3 protein-coding genes are annotated in these 21,595 nt (G+C 74.3%); all 3 read left to right on the top strand.

What is annotated here, in order from left to right; all coding sequences use genetic code 11:
* Positions 1 to 18: 18 nt before the first annotated feature.
* The 3 genes from JK364_RS05655 to JK364_RS05645 are packed head-to-tail and all read left to right on the top strand — an operon-like array spanning position 19 to position 21,578.
* A complete protein-coding gene (locus tag JK364_RS05655) occupies positions 19 to 5,043 on the top strand; it encodes a type I polyketide synthase (protein WP_201848057.1) in 5,025 nt (1,674 codons plus the stop codon).
* 18 nt (positions 5,044 to 5,061) lie between these two features.
* Entirely contained in the window at positions 5,062 to 15,243 is a 10,182-nt protein-coding gene (locus JK364_RS05650; RefSeq protein ID WP_372461921.1) for a type I polyketide synthase, read from the top strand.
* A gap of 38 nt (positions 15,244 to 15,281) precedes the next feature.
* Positions 15,282 to 21,578, top strand: coding sequence for a type I polyketide synthase (locus JK364_RS05645; protein ID WP_201848053.1), 6,297 nt, complete (start codon positions 15,282 to 15,284; stop codon positions 21,576 to 21,578).
* The last annotated feature ends 17 nt before the right edge of the window (positions 21,579 to 21,595 follow it).

The following is a 21,595-nucleotide window of genomic DNA, read 5'->3' as shown; positions in this document are numbered from 1 at the left end:
CTTGAGGAGCTGACGACCATGGACAACGAGAAGAAGCTGCGCGACTACCTCAAGCGGGCCACCGGCCACCTCCGTGCCGCACACCGCCGGATCCAGGAGCTGCAGACCCCCGAGCCCATCGCCATCGTGGCGATGAACTGCCGCTACGCGGGTGACATCCGCTCCCCCGAGGACCTGTGGCAGGCCGTGGCCGAAGGCCGGGACGGCATGGCCGACTTCCCGGCCGACCGGGGCTGGGACCTGCCGAACCTCTTCGACCCGGACCCCGACCGCGAGGGCCGCACCTACGCCCGCCAGGGCGGATTCCTCCAGGACGTGGACCAGTTCGACCCGGCGTTCTTCGGCATCTCGCCGCGCGAGGCCCTCACCATGGATCCGCAGCAGCGGCTGCTGCTGGAAGTGGTCTGGGAGACCTTCGAACGGGCCGGAATCGACCCGGGCACCCTGCGCGGCAGCGACACCGGCGTCTTCATGGGCGCCACCGACTTCGACTACGCCCGCGATCTGACCGAGCTCCCCGAGGGGCTCGAGGGCCAGATGTCCATGGGCGCGTCGGGCGCCATCCTCTCCGGCCGGGTCGCCTACACCCTGGGCCTGGAGGGCCCGGCCGTCACGGTCGACACCATGTGCTCGTCGTCGCTGGTGGCGCTGCACATGGCGTGCCAGGCGCTGCGCCAGGGCGACTGCTCGATGGCGCTCACCGGCGGCACCACCGTGATGTCCACGCCGAGCGGTTTCATCGAGTTCAGCCGTCAGCGGGCGCTGTCCACCTCCTCCCGTTGCCAGGCGTTCTCCTCCACGGCCGACGGCACCGCGTGGGGCGAGGGCGTCGGAGTGCTGCTGCTGGAACGGCTCTCGGACGCCCGCCGCGACGGCCACACCGTGCTCGCGGTCGTCCGCGGCAGCGCCATCAACCAGGACGGTGCCAGCAACGGCCTCACCGCACCCAACGGCCGTGCCCAGCAGCGGGTGATCCGCCAGGCGCTGGCCAACGCCACCCTGTCCGGGACCGATGTGGACGTGGTCGAGGCGCACGGTACAGGGACATCGCTGGGCGACCCCATCGAGGCGAACGCCCTGCTGGCCACGTACGGCAGGAACCGCCCGGCCGACCGGCCGCTGTGGCTCGGCTCGCTGAAGTCCAACATCGGCCACACGGCCGCCGCCGCGGGGGTCGGCGGCGTGATCAAGATGGTGCAGGCGATCCGCCACGGGGTGCTGCCCAGCACCCTGCACATCCAGGAGCCGTCGCCCAATGTGGACTGGACCTCGGGCGCCGTCGAACTGCTCACCGAGGCCCGGCCGTGGCCGGAGACCGGGCGGGTCCGCCGCGCCGGGGTGTCCGCCTTCGGTGCCAGCGGCACCAACGCCCACGCCATCATCGAGCAGGCCCCCGAGGCCACCGAAACCCTCGAGGTCACCGAAACCCCCGGGCCCGCGGACACCTCGGCAGAGGGCGTGGCACCCGTGGGCGGCGCGACGGTGCCGTGGGTGCTGTCGGCCAAGACCGAGTCCGGGCTGCGCGGGCAGGCGGAGCGCCTGCTGGCGCGCCTCGCGGAGGATCCGGAGCCGTCCCCGGTGGATGTGGGCTTCTCGCTGGCCACCACCCGTGCCCGTTTCGACCACCGCGCGGTGGTGGTCGGTGGCGGCGTCGAGGACTTCCGCGCCGGACTGACGGCGCTCACCCGGGCCGAGCCCGGTGGCCTCGTGGCCCAGGGCGTGGCGGGCCACGCCGGGAAGCCGGTGTTCGTGTTTCCGGGGCAGGGGTCGCAGTGGGTGGGGATGGCGGTGGAGTTGTTGGATTCTTCGCCGGTGTTCGCGGGGCGGTTGGCGGAGTGTGAGGTGGCGCTGTCGGGGTTTGTGGAGTGGTCGTTGGTTGGGGTGTTGCGGGGTGGGGGTCCGGGGTTGGGGCGGGTGGATGTGGTGCAGCCGGCGTTGTGGGCGGTGATGGTGTCGTTGGCGGAGGTGTGGCGGGCGTGTGGGGTGACTCCTGCCGCTGTGGTGGGGCATTCGCAGGGGGAGATCGCGGCTGCGGTGGTGGCGGGTGGGTTGTCGTTGGAGGACGGGGCGCGGGTGGTGGCGTTGCGGTCGCAGGCGATCGCGCGTGGGCTGGCGGGTCGTGGCGGCATGATGTCGGTGTCGGAGAGTGCCGATCGGGTGCGGGAGCGGATCACGGCCTGGGATGGTCGTATCTCGGTGGCGGCGGTCAACGGTCCCGGCTCGATCGTGGTGTCCGGGGAGCCGGAGGCCCTTCGTGAACTCCAGGCGGAGTGCGAGGCCGAGGACGTACGGGCGAAGCTGATCCCGGTGGACTACGCGTCCCACTCGACCCATGTGGAAGCGCTCCGCGAGGAGTTGCTCGACCTGCTCGCCCCGATCCGCCCGCGCACCTCGGACATCACCTTCCACTCCACCGTCACGGGCACACCCCTGGACACCGCGGGTCTGGACGCCGGGTACTGGTACACCAATCTGCGGGAGACGGTGGAGCTGGAGTCGGCGGTGCGGGCTCTGTCCGCCGCCGGGTTCGGGACGTTCCTGGAGATGTCCCCGCATCCGGTGCTGACGATGCCGCTTCAGGCGACCGCTGAGGACGCCGTGGTCGTGGGGTCGCTGCGCCGTGACGAGGGCGGTCCCGAGCGGTTCCTGGCCTCGCTGGGCGAGGCGTTCGTCCGTGGCGTGGCCGTCGACTGGGCCGCGGTGTTCGCCGGGCTGGGCGCGTCCGTGGTGGAACTGCCCACGTACGCCTTCCAGCGGCAGCGCTACTGGCTGGAGCGGCCCGCGGGGCAGGTGGCCGCCACCGGGGGCGACCCGGTGGACGCCGAGTTCTGGGATGCCGTGGAGCGTGAGGACCTGGCCGCGCTGACCACCGCGCTGGAGGTGGACGCCGACGAGGAGCGGTCGTCGCTGCGGACCGTGCTCCCGGCGCTGTCCTCCTGGCGACGTGGCCGTCGCGAGCGGTCCGTACTCGACTCCTGGCGCTACCACGTCACCTGGAACCGGGTGCCGGACCCGGCCTCAGCGGCCCTGACCGGCACCTGGCTGCTCGCGGTCCCGGCCGGACACCTCAGCGGGCACGCCGCCGGAAACCCGGCCGGACACACCGCCGACGCCGGACGCCCCGCCGGACCCCCCGGCACCGAGCTCATCGACGCCGTACGCGGCGGTCTGGAGACCCACGGCGCCACGGTCGTCACCGTCGAGGTGGCCGAGGCCGACCGCGCCGCGGTCGCCGCGCGGCTCGATGAGGCCACCGCCGGAGTCACCCCGGCCGGGGTGCTCTCACTGCTCGGGCTCCCCGACGCACCGCACCCCGCACACGCGGGCGTGCCCATGGGACTCGCGCTCACCCTCGCCCTCGTCCAGGCTCTCGGCGACACCGGGGTGGACGCCCCGCTGTGGCTGGCCACCCGTGGCGGCGTGTCCGTCGGCGGCACCGACGTCCTCGACAGCCCCGCCCAGGCGGCCGTATGGGGACTGGGCCGGGTCGCCGCCCTGGAACACCCCCAGCGCTGGGGCGGCATGGTCGACCTGCCGGACACCGTCGACGGCCGGGTGACCACCCGGCTGTGCGGTGCGCTCGCGGGCCGTCTCGACGACGAGGATCAGCTGGCCCTGCGGCCCTCCGGGGTGTTCGTCCGGCGGCTGGTGCGGGCCACGGAGCACCCGCGGCCGGTACGGGCCGCGGAGCACCGGGGGAGCGGCCCCGCCTGGACCCCCGAGGGCACCGTGCTGCTCACCGGCGGCACCGGTGGCGTCGGAGCCCAGATCGCCCGCCGGCTGGCCCGGGCCGGTGCCGAACACCTGGTGCTCACCAGCCGCCGTGGCCCCGAGGCGCCCGGCGCGGACAAGCTCAGGGCCGAACTGACCGAGCTCGGCGCCAAGGTCACCGTGGCCGCGTGCGACGTGGCCGACCGCGCCGCGCTGGAGGCGCTGGTCCGGCAGGTGGAGGCCGAGGGCCCGCCGATCCGTTCCGTACTGCACATCGCCGGTGCCGGTGTGCTCGTCCCGCTCGCCGACACCGATCTGGCGGAGTTCGCGGACACGGCGGAGGCCAAGGTCGCGGGTGCCGCGAACCTGGACGCGCTCTTCGACCGGGACACGCTCGACTCCTTCGTGCTCTTCTCCTCCATCTCGGCCGTCTGGGGCAGTGGCGAACACGGCGCGTACGCCGCCGCCAACGCCTATCTCGACGGGCTCGCCGAGCGGCGCCGGGCCCGCGGTCTCGCCGCCACCTCGGTGGTGTGGGGCATCTGGAGCCCCGAGGAGGGCGGGATGGCCGCCAACCTCGCCGAGGAGCAACTGCGCGGCCGGGGCATCCCGTTCATGTCCCCCCGGCTCGCCATCGACGCCTTCTGGCAGGTGATGGAGCGGGACGAGACCGTCGTGGTCGTCGCCGACGTGGACTGGGAGCGGTTCGTCCCCGTCTTCACCTCGGCCCGGCCCAGCCCGCTCATCGGCCAGGTGCCCGATGTGGCGCGGATCCTCGCCGCCGACGCCGACACCCGGGCGGACGCGACCGGCGAGTCCTCCTCACTGCGCGACCGGCTGGCCGAGTTGGCCCCGGCGGACCGGCGGGCGGCCGTGCTGTCGCTGGTGCGCTCGCAGATCGCCACCGTCCTCGGCTACTCAGGACCCGAGGCCGTCGACGCCACCCGCGCCTTCCGCGAGCTGGGCTTCGACTCCCTGAGCGCCGTCGACCTGCGCAACCGCCTGGGCACCGCCACCGGGCTCCGCTTCCCCGTCACCGTCGTCTTCGACTACCCGAGCGCGGAGGAGCTCGCCGGACACATCGGCGCCGAACTCTTCCCGGACGACACCGCCACCACCGCCCTCGACCCCGAAGAGGCCGACGTCCGCCGGGCGCTGACCTCCATCCCCCTGCTCCGGCTCCGCGAATCCGGACTCCTGGACGAGCTGCTGCGGCTGGCCGGTTCCCACGACCCCGCCACCGCACCGGCGGACGAGGAGCCCGCCGAGTCCATCGACGACCTGGACGTGGATGACCTCGTGCGCATGGCCTACGACAAGAACGACCTCTGACGAGACTCGACTGCGGAGCTGACAATGGCAAACCCAACCGACAAGATCGTTGGCGCGCTGCGGGAGTCTCTGAAGGAGACCGAACGGCTGCGCCGGGTCAATCAGCAACTCACCGCCGCGTCCCGGGAACCCATCGCCATCGTGGCGATGAGCTGCCGCTACCCCGGCGATGTGCGCGGCCCCGAGGACCTGTGGGAGCTGGTCACCGGCGGGCGCGACGCCATTTCAGGCTTCCCCGGCAACCGCGGCTGGGACCTGGAGAACCTCTACGACCCGGATCCCGACCGGCAGGGCACCGTCTACGCCACCGAGGGCGGATTCCTCCACGACGCCGACCAGTTCGACCCCGCGTTCTTCGGCATCTCGCCCCGCGAGGCCACCGTGATGGACCCGCAGCAACGGCTGCTGCTGGAGACCTCCTGGGAGGCGTTCGAGCGCGCCGGAATCGATCCGGCGGCGCTGCGCGGCAGCAAGACCGGCATCTTCGTGGGCGCCGCCTACCAGGGCTACATTCCCGACTGGCCCCATATGCCCGAGGGTCTTGAGGGCCACCTGGTCACGGGCATCTCCGCGAGCATCATGTCCGGCCGGGTCGCCTACACCCTGGGCCTGGAGGGCCCGGCCGTCACCATCGACACCGCCTGCTCGTCCTCGCTGGTCGCCCTCCACCTGGCCTGCCAGTCGCTGCGCCAGGGCGACTGCTCGCTCGCCCTCGCGGGCGGCGCCGCCGTGATGGGCGCCCCGATGGGGCTCATCGGCTTCGCCCGGCAGCGCGGGCTGGCGCAGGACGGCCGCTGCAAGGCGTTCGCCGAGGGAGCCGACGGCATGGGCCTCGGCGAGGGCGTCGGCATGCTGCTGCTGGAGCGCCTTTCGGACGCGCGGCGCAACGGCCACAAGGTGCTGGCCGTGGTGCGCGGCTCGGCCGTCAACCAGGACGGTGCCAGCAATGGCCTCACCGCCCCCAACGGCCGCTCCCAGCAGCGGGTGATCCGCCAGGCGCTCGCCAACGCCGCGCTCACGGCGGAGCAGATCGACGCGATCGAGGCCCATGGCACCGGCACCCCGCTGGGTGACCCGATCGAGGCGGGCGCGCTGCTCGCCACGTACGGGAAGGACTGCGCGGCGGACCGTCCCGTGCTGATCGGCTCGCTGAAGTCCAACATCGGCCATCCGCAGGCCGCCGGCGGTGTCGGCGGTGTCATCAAGATGGTGCAGGCCATGCGGCACGGCCTGCTGCCCAGGACACTTCACGCCGAGGAGCGCTCCTCGCGGATCGACTGGTCGGCGGGGGCGGTGGAGCTGCTGACCGAGGCCAGGGAGTGGCCGCGCGGCGAGGAGCCCCGCCGGGCCGCCATCTCGGCCTTCGGGGCCAGCGGCACCAATGTGCACACCATCCTCGAGGAGGCACCCGAGGAGGAGCCTTCGGAGGCCGTGGCCGCGGCCGAGGGGGACGCCCCGGTGGGCCGGGGAGTGGTGCCGTGGGTGCTGTCGGCGAAGAGCGCGGCGGGGCTGCGGGCGCAGGCCGAGCGGCTGCTGACGCATGTGACCGCGCGCCCCGCGCTGTCCCCGGCCGATGTCGGCCACTCGCTCGCCACCACCCGTGGCCGCTTCGACCACCGAGCGCTGGTCCTGGGCGGCGACCGCGACGAGCTGATCGGCGCGCTGGGCGCACTGGCGTCGGGCGGCGAGTCCCCGTGTGTGGTGCGTGGCGCGGGAGTGACGGCGACCGACGCCCGTCCGGTGTTCGTGTTTCCGGGGCAGGGGTCGCAGTGGGTGGGTATGGCGGTGGAGTTGCTGGATGCCTCGCCGGTGTTCGCGCAGCGGATCGCCGAGTGTGAGGTGGCGCTGTCGGGGTTCGTCGACTGGTCGTTGGCTGGGGTGTTGCGGGGTGGGGGTCCGGGGTTGGGGCGGGTGGATGTGGTGCAGCCGGCGTTGTGGGCGGTGATGGTGTCGTTGGCGGAGGTGTGGCGGGCGTGTGGGGTGGTGCCTGCGGCGGTGGTGGGGCATTCGCAGGGGGAGATCGCGGCTGCGGTGGTGGCGGGTGGGCTGTCGTTGGAGGACGGGGCGCGGGTGGTGGCGTTGCGGTCGCAGGCGATCGCGCGGGGGCTGGCGGGTCGTGGCGGCATGATGTCCGTTTCGGAGGGCGCCGATCGGGTGCGGGAGCGGATCACGGCCCGGGACGGTCGTATCTCGGTGGCGGCGGTCAACGGTCCCGGCTCGATCGTGGTGTCCGGGGAGCCGGAGGCCCTTCGTGAACTCCAGGCGGAGTGCGAGGCCGAGGACGTACGGGCGAAGCTGATCCCGGTGGACTACGCGTCCCACTCGGCCCAGGTCGAGGAGTTGCGCGATGAACTCCTCGACGTCCTGGCCCCGATCGCCCCGCGCCGCGCCGAGGTGCCGTTCTGCTCGACGGTCACCGGCGACACCATCGACACCACCGGACTCGACGCCGGGTACTGGTACACCAATCTGCGGGAGACGGTCGAGCTGGAGTCGGCGGTGCGGGCTCTGTCCGCCGCCGGGTTCGGGACGTTCCTGGAGATGTCCCCGCATCCGGTGCTGACGATGCCGCTTCAGGCGACCGTCGAGGACGCCGTGGTCGTGGGGTCGCTGCGCCGTGACGAGGGCGGTTCCGAGCGGTTCCTGGCCTCGCTGGGAGAGGCGTTCGTCCGTGGCGTGGCCGTCGACTGGGCCGCGGTGTGCGCCGGGGGCGCGGTCGTGGAGTTGCCCACGTACGCGTTCCAGCGGCAGCGCTACTGGCTCGAAGGCTCCTCCGCATCCGCCTCCGCGCCCGCCGAAGGCGAGGCGGTGGACGCGGACTTCTGGGATGCCGTGGAGCGTGCGGACCTGGCCGCGCTGGCCGCCGCGCTGGAGGTGGACGCCGAGGAATCGTCCCTCGCCATGGTGGTTCCGGCGCTGGCGGCGTGGCGCCGGGCGCGCCGCGAGCGGTCCGTGCTCGACTCCTGGCGCTACCACGTCACCTGGAAGCCCCTGGGCGACGCCCTCACCTCCCCCCACGACCGCTCGTCGGCCGGTGCCACCTGGCTGATCGCCGCGCCCGCCGGAGCGCCGGAGGGCCCGCGCGTCGCGGAGGCGCTGCGGGAACGCGGCGCCCAGGTGCGGCTGGTGGAGCTGACCGAGGCGGACGCCGTACGCGAGGCGCTCGCCCGCGGGCTCGGCGAGGCCACCGCGGACGCGCCACCGACCGCGGTGCTCTCGCTCCTCGCGCTTGTCGAGGACCCGTACCGCGCGGGTTCGGCGCAGCCGCTCGGCCTGGCCCTCAACCTCGCCCTGCTGCAGGCGCTCGGCGACAGCGGGGCCGATGTCCCGGTGTGGTACGCCACGCGCGGGGCGGTGTCCGTGGGCCGCGCGGACGCGCTGGACCATCCGCTGCAGGCGCTCAGCTGGGGCCTGGGCCGGATCGCGGCCGTGGAGTACCCGCGGCGCCGGGGCGGTCTGGTGGATCTGCCCGGCACCCTCGACGACCGTGCCGTCGCACGGCTGTGCGGTGTGCTCGCGGGCCGGCTGACCGACGAGGACCAGGTCGCGGTGCGCGCCTCCGGGGTCCATGGGCGCAGGCTGGTCAGGGCCTCGGCGGCGCCGGCCGACGCCATCGCGCCATGGCGGCCGCGTGGCACCGTGCTGGTGACCGGCGGCACCGGCGGCCTGGGCGCCCATGTGGCGCGCTGGCTGGCCCGGGGCGGCGCCGAACACCTGGTGCTCACCGGCCGCCGGGGCCCCGACGCCCCCGGAGCGGCCGAACTCGCCGACGAGATAAGGGAGTCGGGGGTCCGGGTGACCGTGGCCGCGTGCGACGCGACCGACCGCGATGCGCTGGCCGACCTCCTCGCCACGCTGGACGCGGACGAGGCACCGCTCGACGCGGTCGTCCACACCGCGGGCGTCCTGGACGACGGGGTGCTCGACACCCTCACCCCCGAGCGCGCCGACGGGGTGCTGCGCCCGAAGGTGGACGCGGCGCTCCATCTGCACGAGCTCACCCGTGACCGCGAGCTGTCCGCCTTCGTGCTCTTCTCCTCCTTCGCGGGCACGCTCGGCGGCCCCGGCCAGGGCAGCTACGCGGCCGCCAACGCCTTCCTCGACGCGCTCGCACATGCCCGCCGCGCCCAGGGCCTCCCCGCCACCTCCGTGGCCTGGGGCGCGTGGTCCGGCGGGGGGCTGGTGGACGAGGCCGTCCAGGCGCGGCTGCGCGCCACCGGTATGCCCGCGATGGCGCCCGACCTGGCGATCGCGGCCCTGCAGCGCGCCCTGGACGTGGCCGACACCCAGGTGGCGGTGGCCGATGTCGAGTGGGACCGGCTCATCGCCGCCACCCCCTCCCTGGACGGGGCCGCCGTGCTCGGCCAACTCCCCGACGCCCGGCGGGCGGTGGCGGCGGCGGCCACCACGGGCGAGGAGGACACCCCGCTGGCCCAGCGGCTGGCCGGGCTGTCGCCGCAGGAGGCCGAGGACGCGCTGGCCGACCTCGTCAGCACCGAGGTGGCCGCCGCGCTCGGCTACGCCGACACCGCGGCGGTCGAGGCCGGGCGCGCCTTCCGCGAGCTGGGCTTCGACTCGCTGACCGCCGTCGATCTGCGCAACCGGCTGAACGCGGTCACCGGGCTGCGGCTGCCGGTCACCCTCGTCTTCGACTACCCGACCGTCACCGCGCTGTCCCGTTTCCTGCTCGCCGAGAGCGGCGCCGGTGAAACCGCGGTCACCGCCCCGGCGGGCCCGGTGCCCGCCACCGTCGCGGTGGACGACGACCCGATCGCCATCGTGGCCATGAGCTGCCGCCTCCCCGGCGGGGTGACCACCCCCGAGGAGCTGTGGCGGCTGCTGATGGACGGCCGGGACGCCATCTCGGACTTCCCCACCGACCGCGGCTGGGACATCGAGGGCCACTACGACCCCGACTCCGACAAGCCGGGCACCTTCTACGCCACCGGCGGTGGCTTCCTCCACGAGGCCGACCACTTCGACCCCGAGTTCTTCGGGATCTCACCGCGCGAGGCGCTCGCCATCGACCCGCAGCAGCGGCTGCTGCTGGAGACCAGCTGGGAGGCGTTCGAGCGGGCCGGGATCGACCCGGCCGCGGTGAAGGGCACCCAGGCCGGAGTCTTCATCGGCGCCAGCTACAACGACTACGGCTCGCGCTTCACCCGTGCGCCCGAGGAGTTCGAGGGCTATCTGGCCACCGGCAGCGCCAGCAGTGTGGCGTCCGGGCGCATCTCGTACACCTTCGGTCTCGAAGGCCCCGCGGTCACCGTGGACACCGCCTGCTCGTCCTCACTGGTCGCCCTCCACCAGGCGGCCCAGTCGCTGCGTCAGGGGGAGTGCTCGCTGGCGCTCGCGGGCGGTGTCGTGGTGATGTCCACGCTGGACACCTTCATCGAGTTCAGCCGGCAGCGGGCCATGGCCCCCGACGGCCGCTGCAAGGCGTTCTCGGCGGACGCCGACGGCGCCGGGTGGGCCGAGGGCGTCGGCATGCTGCTGCTGGAACGGCTCTCCGACGCGCGGAGATACGGCCATGAGGTGCTGGCGCTGGTGCGCGGCTCCGCCGTCAACCAGGACGGCGCCAGCAACGGCCTCACCGCCCCCAACGGCCCCTCCCAGCAGCGGGTGATCCGCCAGGCGCTGGCCGGTGCGGGCCTGTCGGCCACCGATGTGGACGCGGTCGAGACCCACGGCACCGGCACCCGGCTCGGCGACCCCATCGAGGCGCAGGCCCTGATGGCCACCTACGGTCAGGGGCGGGACACCGACCGGCCGCTGTGGCTGGGCGCGCTGAAGTCCAACATTGGCCACACCCAGGCCGCTTCGGGTGTCGCCGGGATCATCAAGACGGTGCTGGCGCTGCGCCACGGCGTGCTGCCCAAGACCCTCCACGCCGATGAACTCTCGCCCGATGTGGACTGGTCGGCCGGTGCGGTGGAGCTGCTGACCGAGGCCCGGGAGTGGCCCGAGACGGGACGGCCGCGGCGCGCGGGTGTGTCTGCCTTCGGCGTCAGCGGCACGAACGTCCATGTGGTGCTGGAGCAGGGCCCCGAGCACACCGCGCCGGTGGCCGAGCGGACGGTCGACTCCGATGTGGTGCCGTGGCTGCTCTCCGCGCGCAGCGAGACGGCCCTGCGGGCGCAGGCCGGGCGGCTGCGTGCCCATCTTCAGGAGCGGCCGGAACTGCGCCCGGTGGACGTCGGCTACGCGCTGGCGACGGGCCGCTCGGCCTTCGGCCACCGCGCAGTGGCCGTCGGTGCCGAGCGGGAGGATCTGCTGCGGGGCCTGGCGGAACTGGCCTCGGGGACCGCCCGGGAGACGGTGGCCGACGCCGGTAGGACTGCCTTCCTGTTCACCGGGCAGGGCGCTCAACGACCCGGCATGGGAGGTGAGTTGTACGACACCTACCCGGTGTTCGCGGCGGCGTTCGACGCGGTGTGCGCGGAGCTGGACCGCCATCTGGACGGCTCGGTGCGGGAGGTGGTGTTCGGCGAGGACGCGGAGCCGCTGAACCGGACCGTGTTCACCCAGACCGCGCTGTTCGCCCTCGAAGTGGCGCTGTACCGGCTGGTCGAGTCCTGGGGCTTGGCGCCGGACTTCCTGGTCGGCCACTCGGTGGGCGAGCTGGCGGCCGCCCATGTGGCCGGGGTGTTCTCGCTGGAGGACGCCTGTGCGCTGGTGGCGGCCCGCGGTCGGCTGATGCAGGCGCTGCCGGAGGGCGGTGCGATGGTGTCTCTCCAGGCGGCCGAGGCCGAGGTGCTGCCGCATCTCGAAGGCCACGAGGACCGGGTGAGCGTGGCGGCGGTCAACGGGCCGCGGGCGACCGTCATCTCCGGTGACGAGGACACCGTCCTGCGGATCGCGGAAGCGACTGGTGCCAAGAGCAAGCGGCTCACCGTCTCCCACGCCTTCCACTCGCCGCTGATGGACGCCATGCTCGCCGAGTTCGGCACGGTGGCCGCCGGGATCGGCTACTCCGCGCCGCGCGTCGCGGTGGTCTCCAACGTCACCGGTGAGGCGGCGGGCGAGGAGCTGTGCTCGCCGGAGTACTGGGTGCGCCACGTCCGCCGGGCGGTGCGCTTCGGGGACGGCATCCGCTTCCTCGCCGAGCGGAATGTGACCCGCTACGTCGAGATCGGCCCCGCCGGTGTGCTCTCCGCCATGGGCCAGGAGTGCCTGGCCGACACCGACGCCGATACCGGTACCGACGCCGAGGCCGCGTTCGTCCCGCTGCTACGCAAGGACCGCGGCGAGGCCGAGTCGCTGCTGGCCGGGGTGGGCCGGGTGCACGCCCACGGTGGCGCGGTGGACTGGGAGCGGGTGTTCGCCGGCCGCGGCGCCCACCGGGTGGAGCTGCCCACGTACGCCTTCCAGCGGCAGCGCTACTGGCTGGAAGCGCCCGCCACCGTGGGCGATGTGGCCTCGGCCGGTCTCGGCGCCGCCGGACACCCGCTGCTGGGCGCCGCCGTGGAACTCGCCGACAGCGACGGCCTGGTGCTCACCGGGCGGCTGTCCACACGCGGCCAGCCCTGGCTGGCCGACCACGCGGTCTCCGGGGTGGTCCTCTTCCCGGGCACCGCCTTCCTGGAGCTCGCGGTCCAGGCCGGTGACCGGGTGGGCTGCGGCCGGGTCGACGAGCTGACCCTGCAGGCGCCGCTGATCCTCCCCGAGCGCGGCGCCGTCACCCTGCAACTGGTGGTGGACCCGCCCGAGGAGGACGGCCGGCGCTCCCTGAACGTCTATTCCCGCCCCGAGGACGCGGACGGTGAGCCGCCGTGGACCCGGCACGCCACGGGTGTGCTGGCGGACGGTGCCGTCGAGGGCTCGTACGACCTGGGCGGGGCGTGGCCGCCGCCGGGCGCCGAGCCGATCGAGGTCGAGGACCTGTACGAGCGGTTCGCGGCGGGCGGCTTCGGCTACGGCCCGACGTTCCAGGGGCTGCGCGCGGCCTGGCTGCGCGGCGACGAGGTGTTCGCCGAGGTACGGCTGGCGCAGGAGCAGCAGTCCGCCGCCACCGCCTACGGACTGCACCCCGCCCTGCTGGACGCCGCGCTGCACACCATCGCGCTCGGCCCGATGCTCCAGGCGGGCGAGGGCCGGTTGCCGTTCTCCTGGACCGGGGTGACGCTGCACGCCTCCGGGGCCGGTGAGGTACGGGTGCGACTCACGCCGAACGGCACCGACACGGTGTCCCTGACCGTGGCGGACACCATCGGACGGCCGGTGGCCACCGTCGAATCCCTCGTACTGCGCAAGCGGCCCGAACGGCTCGGCGAAGCCGCCACCGGCGGCGACTCGCTCTACCGGCTCGACTGGGCGGCCGCCGACACCTCCGCGGCCACGCCCGGACAACCCTCCGGACACTGGGCCCTGCTCGGCGACGACGACTTCAAGCTCGTCGGACTCGATGTGCGCACCTACCAGAACCTGGAGGCGCTGCCCGCCGACCCGGCCGCCGTGCCCGCCACCGTACTGGTGCCCTGCGCACCGGAGCCCCAGGGGGTGGCCGACGCCGTACGGGCCGCGACCCACCGGGCGCTGGCGCTGCTCCGGGCCTGGCTGACCGAGGACCGGTTCGCCGACTCCCGCCTGGTGTTCATCACCCGGGGCGCGGTGGCCACCACACCCGGCGCGGACGTACCCGATCTGGCGCACGCCGCCGTCTGGGGCCTGGTGCGCTCCGCGCAGTCGGAGAACCCCGACCGGTTCGTGCTCGTCGACCTCGACGAGCACGAGGAGTCGGCGCTCGCCCTGCCGACCGCGCTCGCCCTGGACGAGCCACAACTCGCCGTCCGCCAGGGTGACATCGCGGTGGCCAGGCTCGCCGCCACCCCCGTCCCCGACACCGCCCCGCCCGCCTGGGACCCCGAGGGCACGGTGCTGGTCACCGGGGCCACCGGAACCATCGGCGGGGTCATCGCCCGCCATCTGGTGGCCGAGGGCGGAGTGCGGCATCTGCTGCTCACCAGCCGCCGTGGCCCGGAGGCCGAGGGCGCGGTCGAACTCCACGCGGAGCTGGGTGAGTTGGGCGCCCAGGTCACCCTCGCCGCCTGCGATGTGGCCGACCGGGAGGCGCTGGCCGCGCTGCTGGCCACCGTCCCCGCCGCACATCCGCTGACGGCCGTCGTGCACACGGCGGGCGTCCTGGACGACGGTGTGGTCTCCTCGCTCACCCCCGAGCGGCTGGACACCGTGCTGCGGCCCAAGGTCGACGCCGCGCTCACCCTGCACGAGCTGACCCGCGACCTGGACCTGTCCGCGCTCGTCCTGTTCTCCTCCATCGCCGGCACCTTCGGCGGAATGGGCCAGGGCAACTACGCGGCGGCCAACGCCTTCCTCGACGCCTTCGCCCAGCACTGCCGCGCCCAGGGCCGGCCCGTCCAGTCACACGCGTGGGGGCTGTGGGCCCAGCGCAGCGAGATGACCGGCAAGCTGGCGGGCGCCGATCTGAACCGGCTGGCGCGCGGTGGCATCGTGCCGTTCTCCTCGGAGGACGGCGCCGGGCTCTTCGACGCCGCACGCGCCGTGGACACCGCCGTCGTGCTGCCGATGCGGCTCGACGCCGCGGGACTCGGGGCGCGGCCCGGTGACGTACCGGCGCTGCTGCGCGGGCTGGTGAGGGCCGCGCCCGCCACCAGGCCCAGCCGGCGGACGGCCACCGGAGCCGGGGCGGCGCCCGCGCGGCCGGAGGGGCTCAAGCAGCATCTGACGAGCCTGCCGGAGGCCGAGCGGGGCCGGTTCCTGCTGGACCTGGTCCGCACCACCGTGGCCGGGGTGCTGGGCTTCGAGTCGGTGGCGGCCGTCGAGGCGGAGCGCGGTCTGCTGGACCTCGGCTTCGACTCGCTCACCGCGGTCGAACTCCGCAACCAGCTCGGCAAGGCCACCGGCCGGCGCCTGCCGGTGACCCTGCTCTTCGACTACCCCACCTCCACGGCGATCGCCGCGTACCTGGAAGCGGAAATCGCCCCGGAGGCCTTCACCGCCGCGTCGATGACCTTCCCGGAACTCGACGCCCTGGAAAGCAACCTGGCCAAGGTCGCCGCCGACGACGAGGCGCGCACCACGCTCGCCTCACGTCTGCAGGACCTGCTGGCGCGGCTCGGCCAGGGCCCGGAGGACGCGGCGGACGTGGTCGCCGGCCGCATCGACGCCGCCTCGGACGACGAGATCTTCGACTTCATCGAGAACGAACTCGGCCTGTAGTGCACGGAGTTGGAATACACAGAGATGGGCGGTAAACGGTGAGCGAGGCAAAGCTCCGCGACTACCTCAAGCGAGTGACCACGGATCTGCACCGCACTCGCCAGCGCCTCCAGGAGGCCGAGGCAAAGGACCACGAGCCCATCGCCATCGTCGGGATGGCCTGCCGTTACCCCGGTGGCGTGGCCTCACCGGAGGACCTGTGGGAGCTGGTGGCGAACGGCCGTGACGCGGTCACCGAGTTCCCCGCCGACCGGGGCTGGGACCTGGAGGCCCTCTACGACCCGGACCCCGACCAGCCGGGGACGAGCTATGCCAGGGAAGGCGGCTTCGTCTCCGACGCCGACCACTTCGACCCCGCGTTCTTCGGCATCTCCCCGCGCGAGGCCCTAGCCATGGACCCGCAGCAGCGGCTGCTGCTGGAGACCGCGTGGGAGGCCATGGAGCGCGCCGGGGTCGACCCGGCCACGCTGCGCGGCAGCCGCACCGGCGTCTTCGCGGGCGTGATGTACCAGGACTACGCGACCCGGCTGCGCCAGGTGCCCGACGATGTCGAGGGGTACGTGGGCAGCGGTGGCTCCGGCAGCATCGCCTCCGGCCGTATCGCCTACACCTTCGGTCTCGAAGGGCCCGCGGTCACCGTGGACACCGCCTGCTCGTCCTCGCTGGTGGCCCTGCACCTCGCCGCTCAGGCGCTGCGCCGGGGGGAGTGCTCCCTGGCCCTGGTCGGCGGGTCGATGGTGATGTCCACGCCGGTGGCCTTCGTGGACTTCAGCCGCCAGCGCGGGCTCGCGTCCGACGGCCGCTGCAAGGCGTTCGCCGCCTCCGCCGACGGCACCGGCTGGGGCGAGGGCGTGGGCATGCTGCTCGTGGAGCGGCTGTCGGACGCGCGGCGCGACGGCCACCAGGTGCTCGCGGTCGTCACGGGCTCCGCCACCAACCAGGACGGCGCCAGCAGCGGGCTCACCGCGCCCAACGGCCCCTCCCAGCAGCGGGTCATCCGGCAGGCGCTGGCCGACGCCGGGCTGACCGCGGCCGATGTGGACGCGGTCGAGGCACACGGCACCGGCACCCCGCTCGGCGACCCCATCGAGGCGGGAGCGCTGCTCGCCACCTACGGCCAGGACCGCCCCGAGGACCGGCCGCTGTGGCTCGGCTCGCTGAAGTCCAACATCGGCCACACCCAGGCCGCCGCGGGCGTCGGCGGGGTCATCAAGACGGTGCTGGCGCTGCGGCACGGCGTGCTGCCCAAGACCCTGCACGCCGAGGAGCCGACGCCCAACGTGGACTGGGAGTCGGGCGCGGTACGGCTGCTGGCCGAGGCCCGGCCGTGGCCCGAGCCGGAGGCCGAACGGCCGCGCCGCGCCGCGGTGTCCGCCTTCGGCTTCAGCGGCACCAACGCCCATGTGATCCTGGAGCAGGCCCCCGCCGAGGAGACCGCGGACGAGACGTCCGCGGACGAGCCACCCGCCGACGAAGCACCCGCGGAAGCGACACCCGCGGAGACCGTGCCCGCCGCCGTGTCCGCCACCGTGTCCGGCCTGGTGCCGTGGCCGCTGTCGGGGCGGACCGAGGAGGCCCTGCGGGCCCAGGCCGCGCGGCTGCGGTCCTACATGGCGGGCGCGCCCGAGCCGTCCCCCGTGGACATCGGCTACTCGCTGGCGCTCACCCGCTCCGCCTTCGCCCACCGCGCGGTGGTCGTGGGATCGAACCGTACCGAACTGCTCGGCGGACTGGACCAGTTGGCCTCCGGCGTCACCTCCGGCGCGGTGGCCGGTGCGGGCCGGACGGCGTTCCTGTTCACCGGGCAGGGCGCACAGCGGCTCGGCATGGGACGCGCCCTGCACACCGCCTTCCCGGTCTTCGCCGCCGCGTTCGACACCGTCTGCGCCGAGCTCGACCGCCACCTGGACGGCCATGTCGGGCACGCGGTTCGGGACGTGGTCTTCGGCGAGGACGCCGAACTGCTCGACCGGACCCTCTACACCCAGACCGGTCTCTTCGCCGTCGAGGTGGCGCTGTACCGGCTGCTGGAGTCCTGGGGCGTGACCGCGGACTTCCTGGTCGGCCACTCGGTGGGCGAGCTGGCGGCGGCCCATGTGGCGGGCGTGTTCTCGCTGGAGGACGCGTGTGCGCTGGTCGCGGCCCGGGGCCGGCTGATGGACGCGCTGCCCGCCGGAGGCGCGATGGTCTCGCTGCGGACCGCCGAGGCCGAGGTGCTGCCCCATCTGGAGGGCGAGGAGGATCAGGTGTCCTTGGGCGCGGTCAACGGCCCGGCCGCCACGGTGATCTCCGGCGAGGAGAAGGCCGTCCTGCGGATCGCGGACGCGGTCGGCGGCAGGAGCAAGCGGCTGCGGATCGGCGTCGCCGCCCACTCGCCGCTGATGGACCCCATGCTGGAGGAGTTCGCCAAGGTCGCCGGTGAGCTGACCTACACCACCCCCCGGATCGCGGTGGTGTCCAATGTGACCGGCGAGGCGGTGGCCGAGGAGCTGTGCTCGCCCGAGTACTGGGTGCGCCATGTGCGGCAGCCGGTGCGGTTCCGGGACGGGGTGCGGTTCCTCGAGGACCGGGGCGTGACCCGCTATGTGGAGGTCGGCCCGTCCGGTGTGCTGTCCGTGCTGGGGCAGGAGTGCGTCGCCGACCCCGACGCCGCCGCGTTCGTCACCCTGCTGCACAAGGACCGCGACGAGGCCGAGTCGCTGCTGGCCGGGGTGGGCCGGGTGCACGCCCACGGTGGCGAGGTGGACTGGGAGCGGGTGTTCGCGGGCCGCGGCGCCCACCGGGTGGAGCTGCCCACGTACGCCTTCCAGCGGCAGCGCTACTGGCTGGACGGCTCGGACCGGGCGGGCGATGTGACCTCGGCGGGGCTGGGCTCGGCCGGGCATCCGCTGCTGGGCGCCGCCGTCGAACTCGCCGACACCGACGGCCTGGTGCTCACCGGGCGGCTGTCCCTGGCCGCCCAGCCCTGGCTGGCCGACCACGCCGTCTCCGGCACGGTCCTCTTCCCCGGCACCGCGTTCCTCGAGCTCGGGATCCAGGCCGGTGACCAGGTCGGCTGCGACCAGGTCGAGGAGCTGACCCTCCAGGCCCCGCTGATCCTCCCCGCGCGTGGCGCGCTCACCCTCCGGGTGACGGTCGGCGAACCCGACGAGAGCGGACGCCGCCCGCTGAACGTCCACTCCCGCCCCGAGGGCGCCGGGTTCGGCGAGCCGTGGACCCCGCACGCCACCGGCACGCTCGCCACCGCCACCCCGGGTGCCCCCGCCGAGCTGACCGCATGGCCTCCGGCGGACGCCACCGAACTCGACGTCAGCGACATGTACGAGCGGTACGCGGCGGGCGGGTTCGGCTACGGTCCGGCCTTCCGGGGCCTGCGCGCCGCCTGGCTGCGCGGCGACGAGGTGTTCGCCGAGGTGCGGCTGGCCCAGGAGCAGCGGACGGCCGCCGCCGGGTACGGGATCCACCCGGCCCTGCTCGACGCCTCCCTGCACGGCATCGCGCTCGGCACCCTCTTCGCCGGGGAGGACCCCGAGACCGCGCAGGGGCGGCTGCCGTTCTCCTGGACCGGGGTGTCGCTGCACGCCGCCGGGGCCGACGAGGTGCGGGTGCGGATCTCCCCGGCCGGGGAGGACACCGTGGCGCTCGCGGTGGCCGACCCCACCGGCCGCCCGGTGGCCACCGTCGAGGGCCTGCTGCTGCGGAAGATGACCGGCGATCAGCTCAGCGGCGCCCGCGCCGCGAGCAGCGAGTCGCTGTTCCAGCTCGACTGGCCCGCGCTCGCGGGCTCCGACCGGCCCACCCCGCTGACCCGGGCCGCGCTGGTCGGCGACGACGGTCTTGAGGTCACCGAGAGCCTCTTCGCGGCCGGGGTCCACCTGGAGTCCTATGTGGACCTGGAGTCGCTGGGCGCGGCCGTCGACGCGGGTACGGCCGCCCCCGCGGCGGTCCTGGTCTCCTGCGCCACCGGGCCCGGCGCACCGGCCGGCGCGGTACGGGACTCCCTGCGCACCGCCCTGGAGCTGGCCCGGAACTGGTCGGCCGACGAGCGGTTCGCCGACTCCCGGCTGGTGTTCGTCACCCGTGGCGCGGTGGCCACCGCGCCCGGCGCGGAGGTCACCGATCTGCCGGGCGCCGCCGTCTGGGGCCTGGTGCGCTCGGCGCAGTCGGAGAACCCCGACCGGTTCACCCTCGTCGACCTCGACGAGCACGAGGAGTCCGTGCGGGCCCTCCCGGCGGTCCTCCCCTCCGGGGAGCCGCAGCTCGCGCTGCGCGCCGGACAGCCGCACACCCCGCGGCTCGCCCGCGCCCAGGGCGCCGCCGGCGCCACGCGTGCGCTGGACCCCGAGGGCACCGTGCTGATCACCGGCGCCACCGGTACGCTCGGCGGGCTGCTCGCCCGCCACCTGGTGACCCGCCACGGCGTCCGCCATCTGCTGCTGACCAGCCGCCGGGGACCGGCCGCCGAGGGGGCCGGGCGGCTGCGCGAGGAGCTGACCGCGCTCGGCGCGACCGTGACCGTGGCGGCGTGCGACACCGCCGACCGGGAGGCCGTGGCCGCCCTGGTGGCCCAGGTGCCCGACGGCCACCCGCTCACCGGGGTGTTCCACACCGCCGGGGTGCTGGACGACGGGGTGATCTCCTCGCTCACCCCCGAGCGGCTGGACACGGTGCTGCGGCCCAAGGTCGACGCCGCACTCCACCTCCACGAGGCCACCCGGGAGCTGGACCTGGCCGCGTTCGTGCTCTTCTCCTCGGCCGCCGGTGTGCTCGGCGGCGCGGGCCAGGGCAACTACGCGGCCGCCAACGGCTTCCTCGACGCCTTCGCCCAGGCCCGCCGGGCGCAGGGGCTGCCCGCCCACTCCCTCGCCTGGGGGCTGTGGGCGCGGACCAGCACGATGACCGGCACGGCGGACACGGCCGGGGCCGCCCGCTCGGGCGTGGCCGCGCTCTCCTCCGAACAGGGCATGGAACTGCTCGACACCGCCCTCGCCCTGGACACCCCGCTGCTCATCCCGATGCGGATCGACCTCGCGGCGCTGCGCGCGGGCGCCGGATCCGGCTCGGTGCCGCTGCTGCTGCGCGGACTCGTGCGGACACCGGCGCGCCGGGCGGGCGCGACCACCCGCGGTGGCTCGCCGGGCGGCGGCTCCGCGCTGCGGGAACGGCTCGCCGCGCTGCCCGAGGACGAACAGGGCGCCGTGCTGGTGGAGTTGGTGTGCGCGCAGGTGGCCACCGTGCTCGGCCACCCGGACCCGTCCGCCATCGGCCCGGCCCATGAGTTCGTGGACTCCGGCTTCGACTCGCTCACCGCGGTCGAGCTGCGCAACCGGCTCAACGCGGCCACCGGTCTGAGGCTGCCCGCCACGCTCGTCTTCGACCACGAGACGCCCACCGATCTGGCCACCCGGCTCCGCTCCGAACTGGCCGCGGCCCGGCAGCCGGGCCCGGCCGAGCGGACGCCCGCGGGCGCGGCGCCCGCCGCGGCGGGGGAGTCCACCACGCTGAGCACGCTGTACACCGAGGCGTTCGAGACCGGGAAGTGGAAGGAAATCTTCGACCTGCTGCACGCCACGGCCGCGCTGCGGCCCCGGTTCAGCGCCACCTCCGACCTGGAGAAGCTGCCGACGCCCGTCCGGCTCAGCAAGGGCCCGGCGAAGCAGCACATGTTCTGCTTCTCCTCGTGCCTGGCGGTCGCGGGCATCCACCAGTACGCGCGGTTCGCGGCCTCGCAGCGGGGCCGGCGCGATGTGTCGGCGCTCGCGCTGCCGGGCTTCGGCCGCGGTGAACCCCTCCCGGAGACGGCGGCCGCGGTGGTGGCCGCCCAGGCCGAGGCCGTGGCGAAGGCCGCCGACGGGCAGCCCATCGTGCTCCTGGGCTCCTCGGCGGGCGGCTGGTTCGCCCACGCGGCGGCGGGACACCTGGAGCGGATGGGCGTCCGGCCGACCGCGGTGGTCCTGGTGGACACCTACGTGCCCAAGAGCAGCATCCTCAACCAGTTCGGGCTCTCGCTCATGGACGGGATGACCGAGCGCGAGGGCGTGTTCGTCACCATGGACGACGCCCGGCTGTCCGCCATGGGCTGGTATCTCAACATGTTCGGCAGCTGGGACCCCGAGCCGATCGAGACCCCCACCCTCCTGGTGCGCGCGCTGGAGCCGCTGTCCACCGGATCGCTGAAGCTGGAGGAGCTGCCCGACTGGCGGTCCTTCTGGGAGCTGCCGCACGACATCGTCGATGTGCGCGGCAACCACTTCACCATGATGGAGGACCACTCCCTCCCCACCGCCCAGGCCATCGAGGACTGGCTGGAGCGACTGGAGCGCGACGGCGCCTGACCCCGCCCGGACACCCC

It is taken from the genome of Streptomyces endocoffeicus (assembly GCF_016741935.1).
Taxonomy (GTDB): domain Bacteria; phylum Actinomycetota; class Actinomycetes; order Streptomycetales; family Streptomycetaceae; genus Streptomyces; species Streptomyces endocoffeicus.
This window is presented reverse-complemented; position numbering and strand designations above follow the sequence as displayed.